Genomic DNA, 16,984 nt, shown 5'->3' on the forward strand with positions numbered 1-16,984 from the left:
AGAGGGAATACACATGGCAACACGTAGTCGTCGTTTACGTAAAAAATTACGCATTGATGAGTTTCAAGAGTTCGGCTTCGATGTGAATTGGACCTTCGATGATTCGGTAAGCGAAGAGCAGATCGATGCTATCGTCGATCAGTTTATCGACCAGGTGATCGAGGTGAGAAAGCTAGGTTTCCACGGTGGCGGCCATAAAGAGTGGGAAGGCATCATCGCCACTCAAACTATCGGCAAGTGCACCGAAGAAGACAGGCAGGCCGTGAGTGACTTCTGGAAGAGTCAGCCGGTAAAAGACGTCGTGGTCAGCGAGCTGTACGACATCTGGTGGAACTAATGCCACAGAAGGACCTGCTCGAGACTATTATCGAGCAGGTGCGTCCTCTGCTGGGAAAGGGCAAGGTCGCCGACTATATTCCTGCCCTGGCCGAGGTGGATCCTACCAAGCTTGGGATCGCCGTGACCACAATCGATGGTCAAACCATAGGGGCTGGAGACTATCTCGAGCCCTTTTCGATCCAGAGTATCTCTAAGGTCTTTAGCCTCACGGTCGCCCTGACCCTGTACGAGGAGGCCGAGATCTGGTCTCGCGTCGGTAAGGAGCCCTCGGGGCAGTCCTTTAACTCCCTGGTGCAGATAGAGCTCGAGCGCGGAGTACCGAGAAACCCCTTTATCAACGCCGGCGCACTTATTATCGCCGATCTGTTGCAGAGTCGCCTCGGCGCGCCTAAGCATCGTATGCTCGAGGTGGTCAGAAAGCTGAGCGCCAACCCTCATGTGATTTATGATAAGCGTGTCGCGGCCTCTGAATATGAGCACAGCGCCCGTAACGCTGCCATCGCTTACCTGATGAAGTCCTTCGGCAACTTTAATAACGATGTCGATAGGGTGCTGAGAAACTACTTTCACTACTGCGCGCTGAAGATGAGCTGCGCCGATCTATCCAAAGCCATGCTCTATCTGGCCAACCGAGGCCAGAGCCTCTCGGCAGAGCAGGTGGTTTCGCCCATACAGACACGTAAGCTTAACGCCCTGTTGGCGACATCTGGTCTGTACGACGGTGCGGGTGAGTTTGCCTATCGGGTCGGCATGCCGGGTAAGAGCGGCGTGGGCGGCGGCATCATAGCCGTGATCCCGGGCGATATGAGCATCTGTGTCTGGTCACCCGAGCTAGATAAAAACGGTAACTCTCTAGCGGGCACCGCCGCACTCGAGAAGCTCTCCCAAGCCCTGGGCCGTTCTATCTTCTAAAAGAGCGCCTGGTTAATTTAAACCATCGTTCTGTCTTTATCCTTCTCTGCATTCTACTGTTCATGTCTTAGCTGTATTCAAATCGATGGTGAAATTTACTAAAAACTGGTTGAAGGCTTTACTTTTGTTAGCCCATCGCCGACTTACAGCCTTAGTCCACATAGTAAGTTTTGCCTAATTCATTGATTATATTTGATTAGTTAAAATTGGCACGATACCTGTATTGTTAGTCATCAACGACACATGGTGCACCTTAAGCTTCTCATCATGTGATTTTCGATGACTTAAGGAATAAGAATATGAAGAAATTGACCGCATCTCTTGGACTGACAGCTTTCGTACTTGCCACCACCAGCGCCGCCTGGGCCGGTGAAGATAAGGACAACCATATCTCGTTCGGACGGGATGACAAACAGTGCGAGGTGAGCCTCAACTATGATGTTTCGGTCGAGCCGAGCAAGTTGGTGGTCAGTGAGGCGAAGAAAGAAGTGTATCGCATCGAACTTGGACGTCTCTATGTTAACGGTGACAAGGTTGAGCTAAACGACAAGCAGCAGGCGCTGGTTAATCAGTATGCCGGTGAGGTGTCTAAGCAGCTTCCCGAGGTGATCGACGTGGTGCATGACGCCGTCGATATCGCGTCTACCGCCGTGAGCATGGCGCTCACGCCGCTGCTGGGTGATGCCGCCGGTGCCAAGATCGATGAGATGATGGACGGCCTGTCGAAGCGTATCGACACGGTTGCCTATCAAAATGGCGACAAGTTCTACCTGGGCGCCACCGAATCTTCTATCGAAGACACCTTCGGCAAAGAGTTCGAACAAGAGATGGAGCAGCTGGTGCAGAGCTCTATCGGTAGCATGATGATGACCCTGGGCAGCGAGATGATGAAGGGCGACGGCGAGAGCTTCGAGGAGAAGATGAATGCCTTCTCAGCCAAGATGGACAAGGTGGGTGACGATATCGAAGCCCAGATTGAACAGCAGGCCACAGATCTCGAGGCGCGCGCCGACAAGCTATGTGACAACTTCCAGCAGCTGGTGGCCCTAGAGTCCCAGATGCGCAGTGAAGTACCGGCCCTACGTGACTACCCACTGGTGAGCGCTAAGCAACAAACCCTGCGGGAATAGCCCGCAAACGATTTCCTCTGGCATAGCAAGATCCACATTTCCCTGCACTTACCTTGGGTGCAGGGCTTTTTTTATTCTGGACCTGCCATTGTTATGACTTTTCCTCCACTCCTAACTGGGTGTATAGTGGCTAGAAAATAGGTATTAGAATCAAAGAGCAAATCTTTGGTATACTTGTAAAAAATAATAACAATGCTGGCGAAATTTCGATAACGAAATGGCTAACAGTCTGACTCTACTCTTAAAATAATCTGCATAGTCAAGGGGATAACTTCGCGTTTAGGAGGTATCTCTATGATTTATAATTGGTATTTATAGGGTCGCAAACACCTTAAGGCTATTTAAATGTTAGAACTTTTAGAACCTATTGCAATTTTTACTCATGTTGCTCGCGCCGGGAGCTTTAGCTCTGCCGCGCGAAAATTGGGGATTTCTAAATCAAAGGTCAGTACTCAGGTTGCCGACCTTGAGCATAAATTAGGTGTTCAGCTGATACAGCGTACCACTCGTAGCTTGAGTCTAACCGAGGCCGGACAGCTGCTTTATGCCCAGGGTGAAGAGTTGCTTCGCGATGCCGATCAGGCGGTCGCCAGCGTACACAATCTCAACGATGCCACGCGCGGCGTACTCAAGGTGGGGATCTCCCAATCCTTCGGTACCATGCACATCATTCCTGCCTTACCAGATTTCATGGCCAGACACCCTGAGTTGGAGCTACAGGTTAGCCTGTTGGATCATAAGGTTGACGTGGTCAGTGAGGGCTTAGATCTCCTGTTGACCATGTCTGAGCAGCTGCCGCTTGGCATGGTGGCCAGGCCCCTGATGAAGTGTCAGTTCCTGCTGGCAGCATCTCCCGAGTATGTGGCCAAGCACGGTTACCCTGAGCGTCCAGAGCAGCTGGTGGACCATAACTGCCTCGTGTATCACGGCGAGTGGCATGAGCACAGCGTGTGGCAGTTTAAGAAGGGTGACGATTATTGTGAGATTGGCGTATCGGGTAACTTCAGGGTCGACAACGCGCCGGCGCTCAAGTCTGCAGCCGTGAGCGGTCTGGGTGTGGTGTATCTCGCCAGTTACCTGCTTGAGAATGAGATAGAGAAGGGCACCCTGGTTCCCTTATTGCCGGAATGGCAGTTGACTCACCATCTGCCATTGCAGGCCGTTTACCCAAGACGTAAACACCTGGCACCTAAGGTGAGCGCCTTTATCGACTTCATTAAGGATCATATCGGTTCACCACCATATTGGGATGAGCCATACGCCGCCCTGTATGCCCAGCGTAAATAGCAGGATGTGGCTGAAAAAACAGCATTTTATCCATGTTGCTGTTAAGGTCTTTACCATTTTCAGTTATCAATAACTTAAAAACATTGTTCTGATAACAAGACGATAACCCCCGGTATTTTTGATGTCGGGGGTTATCTTTTTATAATCATGTAGTTGCACTGGTATTACCTCTCTATTTTGCGATGGCTTATTTAGCTTGAGCTAAAGCTTGAGAGGAATTCACGTTGCAGTCTGTTCTTAATTTAATACAATGGTGGCAGTTGATATCGGGATGACCTGAATCAGTTAGCCGAGCCAGAGAATGACCCCTCTCTCGTTTGGTTGCACAGGTCGGCGTTACTGCAATCTTGAATCAATGCTGGCAGCGGTTTAAGAACTAAAACAATGCTAGCCTTAAAACCATCATCCTAGTTTTGGTTTACCCCAGCAAAGATTGCTGGGGTATTTTTCTTTTAGGGCCTTGGATTATTAAGCGTCCAGATCTCCGCCCAATCTTTTCCTGTAGCTTCCCCTTCTGTCATAGTGCTTTGGCTTTGACCAAACATCTTCATCTTTTAGTTTCTTATGACTGAAAAATAAAGATAGTTTAATGCGCCGTGCATGGTATCTGAGTATTACTCAGGGTATCGTGCTGATATTGTTTAATTCAGCTCGTTTCGTGTACGACGCATTGCTTAAAGGCCATCGTTTAAAGGCCATTGCATAAAGGGCATGGCGCGATGAGTGCGAAGCGAGATAAAGGGAAGTATATGGCGCGTAAGATCTTATTGTTGATTGTGGGGTTGCTGGTTCTAGTGGTGCTGGCGGGTGTCTACCGTTTTAATTTTACTAATGACGATCTCTATGTGGTTAAGGAAGATGGCAGTGTCATCCCCTTAGATGAGGATGTCGATAAGGTGATGCTTACCCTCTTTAGCATCAAGACCCATAAGGCTTGGTCTATCAAGCTGCCTGAGTCTCAGGCCGAGGCGAGACTCACCAGTATCAGCCTGAGCGGCGACAGACGCTTTGCCAGCGGTGATTATCAGGATGGCCCAGAGCGTGGCAGTGTGCACCTGGATTATATGAAGATAGTGACGCTGAACCATGTCGCCGACGGGGATGAAGAGCGCGTGTCGGATACAAACAGCGACGAGATGCTGTTTGTGGCGCCTTTCTTCGTCTCCAATCAGGGCAGCGGCGTGTTCGCCTATCTGGGGCTGTTTAGCATCAATCACAAGCTTGGTGATATTGAGCAGTTAGACAGCTACTTTATCGGAGACAGGGTTGAGATAAGCGCCCTGCAGACCGAGGAGCCGTTTGAGCTGACCTCGAGTGTGTCGCTGAGCTATCTCACCCATGGCGATCAGCAGGCGATGGCCGAGGCGCCCACCAACAAGGTGACTAAGCTTATCAAGGTGACCCCTGAGGGCTTTAGCGAGTAAGCCTTAATCCTCAGCTAAGAGGCGTTAGCCTTGATTCAGAATAGAATTAGCCGATAAAACTAAAAAGGCCGCTCTGGTTGAGAGCGGCCTTTCTTATGGCTAACTATGCCTTAAATACTGGCTCTAGTGATGAGTTAGGCCTTATGAGCCCAGTTCATCACCTTAGCTTCCAGTACATCCAGCGGCAGCGGTCCGTTCTTGAGTACCAGAGTGTGGAACTCGCGAATATCGAACTTATCGCCCATGATCGCCTTGGCCTTCTCGCGAATATCGACAATCTTGAGCATGCCTATCTTGTAGGCGGTTGCCTGTGATGGCATCACGATATGACGCTCCACCATCTTGATGGCGTCTGACTCGGCATTAGGGGTGTTGTTGACATAGTATTGGATCCCTTGCTCGCGGGTCCAACGCTTGGCGTGGATGCCGGTATCCACCACCAAGCGGCATGAGCGCCATAGCTCCATGGCTAGGCGGCCAAAATCTGAGTAGGGGTCTTTATACAGGCCCATCTCCTTAGGGAAGAACTCGCTGTACAGCCCCCAGCCCTCTATGTAGGCGGTGTAGCCGCCAAACTTTCTGAATTTAGGGATCCCTTGCAGCTCCTGGGCGATGGCGATCTGCATATGATGGCCAGGAGTACCCTCGTGGTAGGCCAGCGCTTCCATCTGATACTTGGGCATGGCCTCCATGTCATACAGGTTGGCGTAGTAGGTGCCTGGGCGGCTGCCATCAGGTGTGGGCTGATTATAGAAGGCCTTACCGGCCGATTTTTCTCTGAACGCCTCGACCCGTTTGACTATCATGGGCGCCTTAGGCTTAACAAAAAACACCTCGTCCAGACGAGAGGAGATGTTATCTATCAATGCCTTGGCATCGTCTAGATAGGCGGTGCGGCCTTCCTCTGTGTCGGGATAGTAGAACTGCTTATCTTCACGCATAAACTTGAAGAAGGCCTTAAGATCGCCCTCGAAGCCGACCTTCTTCATGATGGCGCGCATCTCCTGATGGATGCGGTCCACCTCGGCGAGCCCCAGCTGGTGGATCTCATCGGCTGTCATGTGGGTGGTCGTAGTGCGTGCCAGGGCGTTGTTGTAGAAGGCCTCGCCGTCTCTAAACTTCCATACACCATCTTTGGTATCGGCGCGCTTTTCCAGGGTTTCGACATAGGCGATAAGCTTGTCATAGGCAGGCTTAACCTGAGCGGTCAGCGCCTGTTTGGCCTCATCGAGTAGCTTATTGCGCTGGGCATCGTCTATCGCTAGCTTAGCCACCTTGCGCTGAAAATCGGCCCAGATGGCACTGTCATCAGTTTGATCGAAGGGGGCGCCGCTGATGATGTTGCGGCTGTCTGACAGTACATAGGCAAACACAAACTTAGGCGCTATGATGCCCGCCTTGGCGCGCTCTTCTAGGGCTTCTTCCAACTGCTGCATGTAGTGGGGCACACCCTTGAGGCGGCTGATATAGGCCTCGGCGTCCGAGACGCTGTCTATCTGATGTTGGTTGATCAGGAATGATGCCACCATGGAGTGGCCGCCGTACATCTGGTTTACCGGGTAGGTATACAGGCGCCACTTGTAGTCGCTGATGCTCTGCTCGAGTTTCTGAGTCAGCAGGTCGTAGCTAAGCAGGGTCTGGGCATCTAACTTGCTTTTGTCTATCTGCTTAAGCTGGGCCAGATGCTGCTTATCTCTTGCAAGGCTCTTCTTGTCGGCAGCTTCCCCTCGCTCATCCCACTTGCCATAGTCTGTCTTGATCCCAAGATGGGTCTGGCTGATGGGGCTGGCCATCACATTTTCCATGAAGATGGTTTCGAACAGTTGATTGGCCTTCTCCGATTCCTGGGCGCTGATCTTCTGTACCGGTTCGCTGGCGCTAAGTAGAGGGAGTGAAACTGGCGCGGCGTGCACTGCGCCAGAAAGGAGTGTCGCCAGTGAGATGGCGAGCATAGTTGTTTTTGTTTTTATTGGCATGACTTTATTGGCTTAACTCTATTGGCCAAACTTGGCGTTTGTTGATTAGTGCCTGTTATCCTAATAAAGCCCACGATTAAATATGCAAACTAAGTGTTAGAAAATGTTTCTGTTCCCCTCGAATGAGGGGAAAGATTATTCGCAAAATAGCCCAAGTAGTTCGTTGACAAACATCTGCCCCTTGGCCGTGAGCTGCCAATGTTCATCTTGTATGATGACCAGTCCCTTCGCCGCGCCCCGCGCCATGCCTTCATTCAGCACCTCTGCCGAGAGGCCGGTGCGGCTCTCAAACTCGCGCTTAGGGATGGGCGACATCAGCCTCAGGCGGTTCATCAGGTATTCCAGCGCCCTGTCTTCCGCTAGTACCTCGCTCTTATCGAATAGATAGTCACCGGCGCCCAGATAACCCTTGGGATGCTTTATCTTCACCGTGCGGTAGATGCGCTGATCTTCTGCCATGGTGATCTTGCCGTGGGCACCACAGCCGATCCCCAGATAGTCACCAAACTGCCAGTAGTTGAGGTTGTGACGACACTGGTAGCCGGGCTTGGCGTAGGCGGAGATCTCATACTGCTCATAGCCGAGCGCCGCGAGGCGCTGCTGGCCCTGCTCATAGATCTGCCACAGCGCCTCATCATCCGGCAGCTGGGGCGGTTTTGAGTGAAACAGGGTATTAGGCTCTATGGTGAGCTGATACCAGGAAAGATGGGGCGGATTGAGGGCCGCCGCCTTATCGATATCCCGCATCGCTTCCTCGAAGCTTTGATTGGGCAGGCCGTGCATGAGATCCAGGTTAAAACTCTGATAACCGGCCTGGGCCGCCTTGGTAGCCGCCACTTCCGCCTCATGCTTGTCGTGAATTCGCCCTAGCAGATTGAGCTTATCGCTGGAAAAACTCTGCACGCCGATGGAGAGGCGAGTCACCCCGGCGGCGCAGTAGGCGCTAAAGTCATCGTGCTCTAGTGTGCCAGGGTTGGCCTCCATGGTGATCTCTATATCCGGTGCAAAAGGGATCTGCGCCCTTACACCATCGAGCAGTCGCTCTATCTGGCTTGCATCGAACAGGGAGGGCGTGCCGCCACCGATAAAGATGGAGTGCAGGCTGCGCCCCTGTACATAGGCCGCATCGTTTTTCAGATCATTGAGAAGGTCGTCCACATATTCCTGCTGCGGCAGTTCACCATGCTGGCCATGGGAGTTGAAGTCGCAGTAGGGACACTTCTGTACGCACCAGGGAATGTGAATATAGAGACTGAGCGGAGGAAGCGTAAGCATTAGCCGAGTACACCCTTGGCCTTGAGTTCGCTTAGCAGCAGTTGCATCGCCTTGCCTCTGTGGCTGAGGGCATTCTTCTCATCGCTCCTCAGCTCGGCGGCGCTGCACTCATGATCCATCGGAATAAAGACTGGATCATAACCATGACCGTTATCGCCTTTAGGCTCGAAGCCTATGCTGCCCTCCCAGGAGGCCTGGCAGATGATTGGGGTCGGGTCTTTGGCGTGACGCATGTAGACCAGGATGCACTGAAAACGCGCGCTGCGCTTGTCGTTGTCATTCAGGGCGCCGAGCAGCTTAGTGTAGTTGTCGCTATCGCTCGCGCCTTCGCCGCCGTAGCGGGCCGAGTAGATGCCGGGGGCACCCTCTAAGGCGTCTACTTCCAGGCCGGAATCGTCGGCGATGGCCGCAAGGCCGGTTACCTGGGCGGCGTGGCGAGCCTTGATGATGGCGTTCTCGACGAAGGTGGTGCCGGTTTCCGGGACCTCTTGAACATTAAATTGGCTCTGTGGCAGAACCTCTATGCCAAATTCGGCAAGGATCTCGGCAAACTCTTTCAGTTTTCCCTTGTTGCCGCTGGCTAATACGATTTGATTCATTTTCGCTGACTCATGGTGGCAGGTTTCAATGGCCGCAATCATACCCAAGCTGGCGGGGAAACGATAGGGCATCTGCTTAAATAACAACAAGCCGCGCGGGGCGCGGCTTCAACTGGGTTTGAACTGGCTTAATGGTGCCGCTTAATCGACGTAAAACTTCTGCTTAAACTTCAGCTGGGTGTTGAGCTTGTTGCCATACTTGATGGCTATCTGAAAGTTGATCTCCTGATCGTCCCGGTAGGGCACCTCGGCGATGTAATAGATGGCCTCGCCTTCGCGTATCTCCTTGAAGGTCAGCTCTACCCTGGCATCGAGCAGGTTGTTGGCGATCCCCGAGATCTCTACCGGAATGGCCGGCGTGCCTTCGGCGCTGGTATCGAGCACTGAAATATTGATAAGGCCGGTATAGCTGCTGCGCTTGATGCCGTAGGTCTTGGCGATAGAGGGGGTGATAAAGGTACTGCCCAGGGCAACATAGTGGATATCGAAATTGCCGACGCTCTGCTTCTGCTCCGCCGCGGCATTGCCCATGCTAAGCAGGGTAAGCGCCAGGGCACAAAAAAGGGTACGTATCATGGTGAACTCCTGTCACGGGATAATTGATTCTAGTATAGCTATTAAAGTCTTAGGCTGCGGCGCCTTAGTTTATTTGCTTACACATTTCATGGGATTAAGACAGATATAGCCTCGGGGATCTCTTTTGGCATCACCACGCGGATCTGCTTGTGGCGCCCAAGTTCCCCCTTCTCGATAAGGATATTGCCCTTGGCCGTCTTAAACTGCTTCGCCAGAAACTTACACAGGTGAGCATTGGCCTTGCCGTCGATGGGCGGGGCGGTAATGGCCACCTTAAGCTCGTCGCCGTGGGGACCAACAATCTGGTCCCGACTGGCTTTAGGCTGAATATAGAGCCTGATGACGAGGTCGTCTTGTTCTTTGGTGACAACCCCCATCTAGACGTTGGCCCAGAAGGGAACGTACTGAGACAAGAGCTTGTTGATGAAGATCAGGCCGAACATGAAGATCATCACAGAGAAATCCAGGCCACCCATGGGAGGGATGATCCGGCGGATAGGGGCGACCAGCGGCTCGGTTAGCTGCGCCATCACCATCTCGATCGGGTTGTGGCCCTGGCTGACCCAGCTGAGGATGGCGCGCAGGATAAGCATCCAGAACAGCAACACGCCCGCCTGTTTCAGCACAGAGACCAGTGCCACCAGGAGTATGATAGGCAGGTTAATGGCGGCGCCCGCCATCAGGCTGAGGATCACAAACTTGATCACCACCACCGCCAGGGCGAGTACCACTGAGGCAGTATCTAAGCCGCCCAGCGGCGGCAGGAAGCGGCGCATGGGGCCGACCACGGGATGGGTCGCCTTCACTACAAACTGGCTGAAGGGGTTGTAAAAATCGGCGCGGGCCAGCTGCAACCAGATACGAATGATGACCACCATGAGGTACAGGTCAAACAGGGTGTTCACTAAAAAACTTAATGCATCCATTGTGTTTCTCTACTGTGCTGTATCGAATAAAACTAGGGTTAAACCTATATAAGGCCAGCCCTAAAACTGCTTCGCCATCTCCTGAGCCCTGTCCATGCAGTCGTGCATGGCGGTGCGCACTATCTCCCTCAGGCCGGCGCGCTCGAACGCCGCTAGGGCCTGAGCCGTGGTGCCGCCCTTAGAGGTGACATTTTCCCTTAATTGCGCTGGCGAAAGCTGTGGATTCTGCTTCACCATAGCGGCCGCGCCTAATGCTGCCTGCTGCACCATCTCTCGGGCGGTCTGCTCGTCGACGCCATCTTGTTTGGCACTGTCAATCATAGCCTCCATCATAAGGAAAAAATAGGCTGGAGAACTGCCCGCCAGGGCGATCACCTGATTGAGATCCTCTTCCTTTTCGACCCATACGGTTTCGCCGCCGGTTTGCATCAGCTGCTCACACAGCTCGCGGTCTTGCGCGCTCACGCCCTGCTCGGCGTAGAGCCCCGTCATGCCAAGGCCTATTTGCGTCGGGGTGTTGGGCATGGTGCGGATAAGCTGAATCGGCTGCTTGAAGAAGGCGTGGTAGCGCTCGGCCGTGACCCCGGCGGCGATGGTGACGATAAGCTTGTCTTTCAAGTTGAGTCCGCTCATCGCCTCGCACACCTGCTGCATCAGCTGAGGTTTCACCGCCAGTACGATAACGTCGGCCTCATCGGCAGCCTGCAGGTTGTCGTGGGAGACTCGAATGCCTAAATCCTGCTTAAGGGCGATGAGTTTGCCTTCGCTGGGGTTAGTGGCGTGAATAAGCTCAGGTGCATAGCCGCCCTTGACCAGGCCGCTGGTGATACTGCGGGTCATGTTGCCCGCGCCGATAAAACAAATCTTCTTCTGTGTCATAAGGGTCTCTATTTATTCGTCTAACTATCTATATTTGGGCGCTTAGGCTAATTACAAGGGCTAAGCCTTAGGCGCGATATTCTAGGCTTTGGCATAGTCCCGGGCGCCGAAGATGGCGCTGCCGATCCGCACCATGGTCGAGCCTGCGGCGATCGCCTGCTCAAGATCTTGGCTCATCCCCATGGAGAGGGTATCCAGGCTCGGGTGTTGCTGTTTCAGCGCCTCGAACAGGGCCTGCATCTGGCTAAACTCGGCCTGCTGCAGCGCAACATCGTCTGTGGCGGTGGGAATGGCCATAAGCCCTCTCAGGGTCAGCCTGGGCAGGGAGGCGATGATTTCGGCCAGGTGAGCGACCTCATCTGGATTAACGCCCGACTTGCTCTGCTCCTGGCTGACATTCACCTGGATGCAGACCTGCAACGGCGCAAGATGGCTGGGGCGCTGCTCGCTCAGGCGTTTGGCGATCTTCTCTCGGCTGAGTGTGTGCATCCAGTCGAAGTGCTCGGCGATGCTCTTGGTCTTGTTCGACTGTAGCGGGCCGATGAAGTGCCATTCGATGTCGCCATGGCTTTCGCGCAGGGCATTTATCTTCTCTTCACCTTCCTGAACATAGTTTTCACCAAAAAGCCGCTGCCCGGCATCATATGCCGCTACTATCTGATCTATCGGCTTGGTTTTACTGACCGCCAGCAGCTGTATCTCCCTGCTGTCACGTGATGAATTTTGCGCCGCTTGAGCGATTCTTTGGTGGGCGTCGGCCAGTCTGTCTGCTATTGTTGTCATGTTGTAAGTTTTTGGTTGAATGGATATCCCATACTATGGAAATCACAGAGTTACTTGCCTTTAGTGTAAAACACAACGCGTCGGATCTACACCTTTCTGCGGGAGTCTCTCCCATGATACGTGTTGATGGTGAGGTCAGAAAGATTAATCTGCCGGCCCTGGATCATCAAGGCGTACACAGCCTCGTTTATGACATCATGAACGACAAACAGCGTAAAGATTATGAAGAGCATTTAGAGATAGATTTCTCGTTCGAAGTGCCCAACTTAGCCCGTTTCCGTGTGAACGCCTTTAACCAGTCCCGCGGCGCCGCGGCGGTGTTCCGTACCATTCCCAGCGAGATCTTAAGCCTGGAGAAATTGGGCGCCCCTGAGATTTTCAAGAAGATTGCCAGCTTTCCCCGTGGTCTGGTGTTGGTAACCGGCCCGACAGGTTCGGGTAAGAGTACCACCCTGGCGGGCATGATAGATTATGTGAACGAGAACCGTCACGACCATATCCTGACCATCGAAGACCCTATCGAATTCGTGCATCAGAACAAGCAGTGTCTTATCAACCAACGTGAGGTGCACAGACACACCCACAGCTTCAACGCCGCGCTGCGTAGCGCACTGCGTGAAGACCCGGACGTGATCCTGGTGGGTGAGATGCGTGACCTCGAAACTATACGTCTGGCGATGACGGCGGCGGAAACCGGTCACTTGGTATTTGGTACTTTGCACACCACCTCGGCGGCGAAAACCATCGACCGTGTGGTCGACGTATTCCCAGAGGGCGAGAAGAGTATGGTGCGTACCATGTTGTCTGAGTCCCTGCAGGCGGTAATCTCCCAGACCCTGATCAAGAAGGTTGGCGGCGGTCGTGTGGCGGCCCACGAGATCATGATGGGTACCCCGGCGATTCGTAACCTTATTCGCGAAGATAAGGTGGCACAGATGTACTCGGCCATTCAAACGGGTATGGCCCACGGCATGCAGACCCTAGATCAGTGTCTGCAAAATCTGGTCAACCGTGGCCTGATCACCCGTGAAGATGCGATGGCCAAGAGTTCTAATAAAAACGCTAGTTTCTAGTAAGGTTTGAGTATGGAAGTTCGTCCATTTTTAAAGGTGATGGTGGAGCGCAAGGCGTCGGATCTCTTCATCACCGCCGGCTTTCCCCCCAGCGCTAAGGTTGATGGCGAGGTGCGCCCCTTAGCCGAGAACCCTTTTACCCCGGCCCAGTCGCTGGAGTTTGTCGAGGCCCTGATGACAGAGGCCCAGCGCAAAGAGTTTCATGAGACCCGCGAATGTAACTTTGCCTATGGCGAGAAGGGCCTGGGACGTTTTCGTGTCAGCGCCTTCTGGCAGCGCGAGTCACCAGGTTGCGTGATGCGTCGCATCGAGACCAAGATCCCGCTGGTGGAAGATCTTAAGCTGCCACCGATCCTGAAAGACCTAGTGATGAGTAAGCGTGGCCTTATCATCATGGTGGGTGGTACGGGTACAGGTAAGTCGACCTCGCTGGCGGCGCTTGTGGGTTACCGCAACTCCCACGCCCGTGGTCATATCCTCACCATCGAAGATCCGGTGGAATTTGTCCACGACCATCGCAAGAGCATCATCACCCAGCGTGAGGTGGGCATAGATACCGACTCGTTCGATGCCGCGCTCAAGAGTTCACTGCGTCAGGCGCCGGATGTGATCCTGATCGGTGAGATCCGTACCCAGGAGACCATGGAGTTTGCCCTGTCGTTCGCCGAAACCGGTCACCTCTGTATGGCTACCCTGCACGCCAACAACGCCAACCAGGCGCTGGACCGCATCATGCACCTGGTGCCCGAGAGTAAGCACCAGCAGCTGCTGTTCGACTTGTCGCTGAACCTTCGCGGCATCGTAGCGCAGCAACTTGTGCCTAAGGCAGATGGCACGGGTCGCCGGGCGGCCATCGAGGTGCTGATCAACACCCCAAGGGTTGCCAGCATTATCCAGAAGAACGAGCTGCATCTGCTTAAGGAAACCATGGCCAAATCCAACGAGCAGGGGATGCAGACCTTCGACCAAGCGCTGCTCAAGCTCTATGTGGAAGGTGAGATCAGCTACTCGGATGCGCTGCACCACGCCGACTCGCCAAACGATCTGCGTCTGATGATCAAGCTGCAAAGCTCAGAATCGGCAAGCTCAGGCTTCATGGAAGGTGTGACGCTGGATCTCGACTAGCCTCTTATTGCACTTTGAAAAAACCGATAATCCCTTTATCGGTTTTTTTATGTGTGGCGATTGATCTCTAAGGGGCCGAACCGCGTACTGATGCCCATGCATCATTAGCCTCGGCCAGGTGCCCAGGTGCAAAGAAAAAGAAAGCGCGTTGGGCAACACAGACAAAAACAAGGAATCACTTTGGCAAAATACTTTGGATTGAATAAACAGCAGGGCCATGGCGGTCGTGGCAAGACGACGGTACTGCTGATGAATCTGGGCACACCGGATGCGCCAACTACGGGCGCCGTGCGTCGTTATCTGGCGGAGTTTCTCTCGGATCCCCGCGTGGTGGAGATCCCTAAGCTGGTGTGGATGCTGATACTGCACGGCATCATTTTACGCATCCGCCCGGCAAAGTCTGCCGCCCTGTATCAGTCTATCTGGACGGAGCAGGGCTCGCCTCTGATGGCGATCACCCAGGCGCAGCGGGACAAGCTCGCGCAAAAGCTGAGTGAAAATGGCAGTGACGTTAATGTGGATTTCTGCATGCGTTACGGCGAGCCGAGCGTTAAGGAGACGCTGAGACGTCTCCATAGCGAGGGAACCGACAAGCTCATCGTCTTGCCCCTCTATCCTCAGTACGCCGCGCCCACCACGGCCTCGGCCTTCGACGCCCTGACCAAGGAGCTGATTTCGTGGCGCTACCTGCCGTCGCTGCACTTTATCAACAGCTATCATGACCACCCAGATTATATTGCGGCGCTGGCTGACTCTATCGCTAAGGACTTCGAGCAACATGGCAAGCCGAAGAAGTTAGTGCTCTCTTACCATGGCATGCCCGAGCGCAACCTGAATCTCGGCGACCCCTACTACTGCCTGTGTCAGAAGACCACCCGCCTGGTGGTGGAACGCCTAGGGCTCACTGATGACGACTATATCACCACCTTCCAGTCGCGCTTTGGCAAGGCCAAGTGGCTCGGCCCCTACACGGATGCCAGCCTGGAGGCGTTAGCGAAAGAGGGCGTGGATGATGTGGCCATCGTCTGCCCGGCGTTCAGCGCCGACTGTCTGGAGACACTCGAGGAGATCGAGCATGAGAACCGGGATGTGTTCACCCAGGCCGGTGGCAGCGAGTATCGTTATATTCCCTGTCTCAATGACCAGGAACTGCATATTCAGATGATGGTGAATCTGGTGAGGCCGTATCTTTAACTTGGTTAGGTTAAAGGGGGGATTCTTGGTTGCCTCAAGGGGGGCATTAGTTTGCTTGATTAGCATTTGGCGACATGCTCACTTATTAAATGAGTTGAAGGTTGTACTTTCACTTCTATCAATTGCCTGTGGCAGGCTTATGTGCAAGCACTCTTTTGGCACGCCGCAAGCACGTATATGGACACCTCGGATAGATCAAACATTTTGTGAGTAACAGAAAGTAATACTGCGTACGTATATCCGACCTGTTTGTGAGCATCATTGTGCTCTGGCCTTAATGAGAACCGCGCCTTCGCTGCTTATCGTCCGTTCGGTGTTACAACACCTTGTGCTCTCTCAGCATTTACGAAGGCCGGTATTACCTGTTACTTCATTAATTGTGTTCGGTTTTTAGGGTATGTAATTGTTCTTGTTGTTTAGCTAGGTCTGTACTCCGTTTTGTAGTAAAGCATCGCCCAAATTATCCTGGCGAGTTTGTTGGCCACAGCTACCGCCGCTTTCTGTTTGCCTCTTCGTTCAATGACCTTTCTTGCCCAGACAGATAACCTGTCGTCATTATTCTTTGCATAGCGTATGACAGACCAAGCACCTTGAATCAGCTGTCGTCTTAGATAGCTGTTTCCCCGCTTGGTGATAGCTCCTAATTTCTGTTTTCCACCACTTGAGAATTCTTTCGGTACCAGCCCCAAATTTGCCGAGAAATGTCGCCCATTTTGATACCCAGAACCATCACCAGCGAACGATACCGACGCCGTAGCAATAATTTCAGCGACACCTCGTATGGCGGTTAACCGCTTGGTATCTTCATGATTTCTTGCCTGTAGTCGAATCTCTTTTTCCAGTGCTTTAATCGAAGCATTGATGGCATATAGCTCATCAAGTAACTCTCTGATATACCTGCGGGCGGTGGTGGTTAGTGAGTTATCGGCATCTTCGAGTAACTCAGGTAGAGCAAGGTTGAGCGGGTCGCGGCCTTTGGGAATAACAATGCCGTATTCACTCAACAATCCACGTATTTGATTGGTCAACGCGGTTCTGACACGAATACGACGCTCGCGAATTCGATGGGAAATAATGATATCGACCTGCGCTAAGGTTCTTGGCTTAACGAAGATAATGTTGGGGCGCATCGCAGCCTCACAGATTGCAAAGGCATCATTGCGGTCATTTTTATTGCCTTTCACGAAGGGCTTCACATGCTGTGGTGGGATAAGTTTTACCTCAAATCCACGCGACAACAGCTCTCGGCCCCAATAATTTGAGCCACTACAGGCTTCCATGGCAATCACTGCATCTGGATACTGAACGAGCGTTTTCAACAGTTGAGTGCGTTTAACGGTGCGATTAAAGAGCGTTTTACCGACTTGATTGACACCGCAAACCTGAAGAACATTTTTTGCCAAATCGATACCAATTAGAGTAACTTTCATAGTGGACACCTTTTGTTGACATTGAACCTTGTAAATTCAATATGGCGCTTTTGACG

General features: G+C 52.8%; 17 protein-coding genes. 8 read left to right on the top strand and 9 right to left on the bottom strand.

Translation table 11 applies throughout. The annotated features are described in order from the left end of the window. The first annotated feature begins 13 nt into the window (after positions 1-13). The 5 genes from SHEW_RS05800 to SHEW_RS05820 all read left to right on the top strand — a co-directional run bounded on the left by SHEW_RS05800 (position 14) and on the right by SHEW_RS05820 (position 5,092). On the top strand, positions 14-337 hold the full coding sequence (locus tag SHEW_RS05800) for a YggL family protein (protein WP_011864929.1): 324 nt from the start codon (positions 14-16) through the stop codon (positions 335-337). Next, positions 337-1,251: a glutaminase B gene (gene glsB / locus SHEW_RS05805; protein ID WP_011864930.1), complete on the top strand. Its 915-nt coding sequence runs from the start codon at positions 337-339 to the stop codon at positions 1,249-1,251. The genes SHEW_RS05800 and glsB overlap by 1 nt, the downstream gene beginning before the upstream one ends. A 299-nt stretch (positions 1,252-1,550) precedes the next feature. Then, the gene (locus SHEW_RS05810; protein ID WP_011864931.1) at positions 1,551-2,381 is read left to right on the top strand and encodes a YggN family protein; all 831 of its coding nucleotides are present in this window, start codon (positions 1,551-1,553) and stop codon (positions 2,379-2,381) included. Between the two features lie 345 nt (positions 2,382-2,726). Next, positions 2,727-3,668, top strand: coding sequence for a LysR family transcriptional regulator (locus tag SHEW_RS05815; protein ID WP_011864932.1), 942 nt, complete (start codon positions 2,727-2,729; stop codon positions 3,666-3,668). 749 nt (positions 3,669-4,417) lie between these two features. Further along, positions 4,418-5,092: a hypothetical protein gene (locus tag SHEW_RS05820; RefSeq protein ID WP_041406499.1), complete on the top strand. Its 675-nt coding sequence runs from the start codon at positions 4,418-4,420 to the stop codon at positions 5,090-5,092. Between the two features lie 134 nt (positions 5,093-5,226). Here SHEW_RS05820 and SHEW_RS05825 read toward each other — a convergent pair whose 3' ends face one another. From SHEW_RS05825 to SHEW_RS05860, 8 genes are all read right to left on the bottom strand, one after another. Further along, entirely contained in the window at positions 5,227-7,068 is a 1,842-nt protein-coding gene (locus tag SHEW_RS05825; RefSeq protein WP_011864934.1) for a DUF885 domain-containing protein, read from the bottom strand. 135 nt (positions 7,069-7,203) lie between these two features. Further along, positions 7,204-8,343, bottom strand: a complete 1,140-nt coding sequence (hemW, locus tag SHEW_RS05830; RefSeq protein ID WP_011864935.1) for a radical SAM family heme chaperone HemW — start codon at positions 8,341-8,343, stop codon at positions 7,204-7,206. Continuing rightward, positions 8,343-8,942: an RdgB/HAM1 family non-canonical purine NTP pyrophosphatase gene (gene rdgB / locus SHEW_RS05835; protein WP_041407003.1), complete on the bottom strand. Its 600-nt coding sequence runs from the start codon at positions 8,940-8,942 to the stop codon at positions 8,343-8,345. Before rdgB ends, hemW begins: the two co-directional genes overlap by 1 nt. A 141-nt stretch (positions 8,943-9,083) precedes the next feature. Next, positions 9,084-9,518, bottom strand: coding sequence for a DUF4426 domain-containing protein (locus tag SHEW_RS05840; RefSeq protein ID WP_011864937.1), 435 nt, complete (start codon positions 9,516-9,518; stop codon positions 9,084-9,086). Positions 9,519-9,604: 86 nt separating this feature from the next. After that, on the bottom strand, positions 9,605-9,895 hold the full coding sequence (gene yggU, locus SHEW_RS05845) for a DUF167 family protein YggU (protein ID WP_011864938.1): 291 nt from the start codon (positions 9,893-9,895) through the stop codon (positions 9,605-9,607). Next, positions 9,896-10,444, bottom strand: a complete 549-nt coding sequence (locus tag SHEW_RS05850) for a YggT family protein (RefSeq protein ID WP_011864939.1) — start codon at positions 10,442-10,444, stop codon at positions 9,896-9,898. A gap of 60 nt (positions 10,445-10,504) precedes the next feature. After that, positions 10,505-11,323, bottom strand: a complete 819-nt coding sequence (gene proC / locus SHEW_RS05855) for a pyrroline-5-carboxylate reductase (protein WP_011864940.1) — start codon at positions 11,321-11,323, stop codon at positions 10,505-10,507. An 81-nt stretch (positions 11,324-11,404) separates the two neighbouring features. Then, positions 11,405-12,106 (bottom strand): YggS family pyridoxal phosphate-dependent enzyme, encoded by a 702-nt coding sequence (locus tag SHEW_RS05860; protein ID WP_011864941.1) that lies wholly within the window; start codon positions 12,104-12,106, stop codon positions 11,405-11,407. A 35-nt stretch (positions 12,107-12,141) separates the two neighbouring features. Between SHEW_RS05860 and SHEW_RS05865 the strand changes: the two genes are divergently transcribed. The 3 genes from SHEW_RS05865 to hemH all read left to right on the top strand — a co-directional run bounded on the left by SHEW_RS05865 (position 12,142) and on the right by hemH (position 15,498). After that, entirely contained in the window at positions 12,142-13,179 is a 1,038-nt protein-coding gene (locus SHEW_RS05865) for a type IV pilus twitching motility protein PilT (RefSeq protein ID WP_011864942.1), read from the top strand. 12 nt (positions 13,180-13,191) lie between these two features. Beyond that, positions 13,192-14,304: a PilT/PilU family type 4a pilus ATPase gene (locus tag SHEW_RS05870; RefSeq protein WP_011864943.1), complete on the top strand. Its 1,113-nt coding sequence runs from the start codon at positions 13,192-13,194 to the stop codon at positions 14,302-14,304. A 180-nt stretch (positions 14,305-14,484) separates the two neighbouring features. Beyond that, positions 14,485-15,498 (top strand): ferrochelatase, encoded by a 1,014-nt coding sequence (gene hemH / locus SHEW_RS05875; protein WP_041406501.1) that lies wholly within the window; start codon positions 14,485-14,487, stop codon positions 15,496-15,498. A gap of 416 nt (positions 15,499-15,914) precedes the next feature. Here the strand turns inward: hemH and SHEW_RS05880 are convergent, their stop codons facing one another. Further along, positions 15,915-16,928 carry an IS110-like element ISSlo1 family transposase gene (locus tag SHEW_RS05880; protein ID WP_011864733.1) on the bottom strand — a complete coding sequence of 338 codons (1,014 nt, stop codon included), beginning with the start codon at positions 16,926-16,928 and terminating at the stop codon, positions 15,915-15,917. Positions 16,929-16,984: the final 56 nt, after the last annotated feature.

The organism is Shewanella loihica PV-4 (assembly GCF_000016065.1).
GTDB classification, from domain to species: domain Bacteria; phylum Pseudomonadota; class Gammaproteobacteria; order Enterobacterales; family Shewanellaceae; genus Shewanella; species Shewanella loihica.

Excerpts from the sequence above, each read along its gene's own strand:
- hemW (WP_011864935.1), bottom strand. The coding sequence starts at position 8,343 with ATGCTTACGCTTCCTCCGCTCAGTCTCTATATTCACATTCCCTGGTGC.
- SHEW_RS05870 (WP_011864943.1), top strand. The coding sequence starts at position 13,192 with ATGGAAGTTCGTCCATTTTTAAAGGTGATGGTGGAGCGCAAGGCGTCG.
- rdgB (WP_041407003.1), bottom strand. The coding sequence starts at position 8,942 with ATGAATCAAATCGTATTAGCCAGCGGCAACAAGGGAAAACTGAAAGAG.
- SHEW_RS05810 (WP_011864931.1), top strand. The coding sequence starts at position 1,551 with ATGAAGAAATTGACCGCATCTCTTGGACTGACAGCTTTCGTACTTGCC.
- SHEW_RS05800 (WP_011864929.1), top strand. The coding sequence starts at position 14 with ATGGCAACACGTAGTCGTCGTTTACGTAAAAAATTACGCATTGATGAG.
- SHEW_RS05825 (WP_011864934.1), bottom strand. The coding sequence starts at position 7,068 with ATGCCAATAAAAACAAAAACAACTATGCTCGCCATCTCACTGGCGACA.
- SHEW_RS05815 (WP_011864932.1), top strand. The coding sequence starts at position 2,727 with ATGTTAGAACTTTTAGAACCTATTGCAATTTTTACTCATGTTGCTCGC.
- SHEW_RS05865 (WP_011864942.1), top strand. The coding sequence starts at position 12,142 with ATGGAAATCACAGAGTTACTTGCCTTTAGTGTAAAACACAACGCGTCG.
- proC (WP_011864940.1), bottom strand. The coding sequence starts at position 11,323 with ATGACACAGAAGAAGATTTGTTTTATCGGCGCGGGCAACATGACCCGC.
- yggU (WP_011864938.1), bottom strand. The coding sequence starts at position 9,895 with ATGGGGGTTGTCACCAAAGAACAAGACGACCTCGTCATCAGGCTCTAT.
- SHEW_RS05820 (WP_041406499.1), top strand. The coding sequence starts at position 4,418 with ATGGCGCGTAAGATCTTATTGTTGATTGTGGGGTTGCTGGTTCTAGTG.
- SHEW_RS05860 (WP_011864941.1), bottom strand. The coding sequence starts at position 12,106 with ATGACAACAATAGCAGACAGACTGGCCGACGCCCACCAAAGAATCGCT.
- SHEW_RS05850 (WP_011864939.1), bottom strand. The coding sequence starts at position 10,444 with ATGGATGCATTAAGTTTTTTAGTGAACACCCTGTTTGACCTGTACCTC.
- SHEW_RS05840 (WP_011864937.1), bottom strand. The coding sequence starts at position 9,518 with ATGATACGTACCCTTTTTTGTGCCCTGGCGCTTACCCTGCTTAGCATG.
- glsB (WP_011864930.1), top strand. The coding sequence starts at position 337 with ATGCCACAGAAGGACCTGCTCGAGACTATTATCGAGCAGGTGCGTCCT.
- SHEW_RS05880 (WP_011864733.1), bottom strand. The coding sequence starts at position 16,928 with ATGAAAGTTACTCTAATTGGTATCGATTTGGCAAAAAATGTTCTTCAG.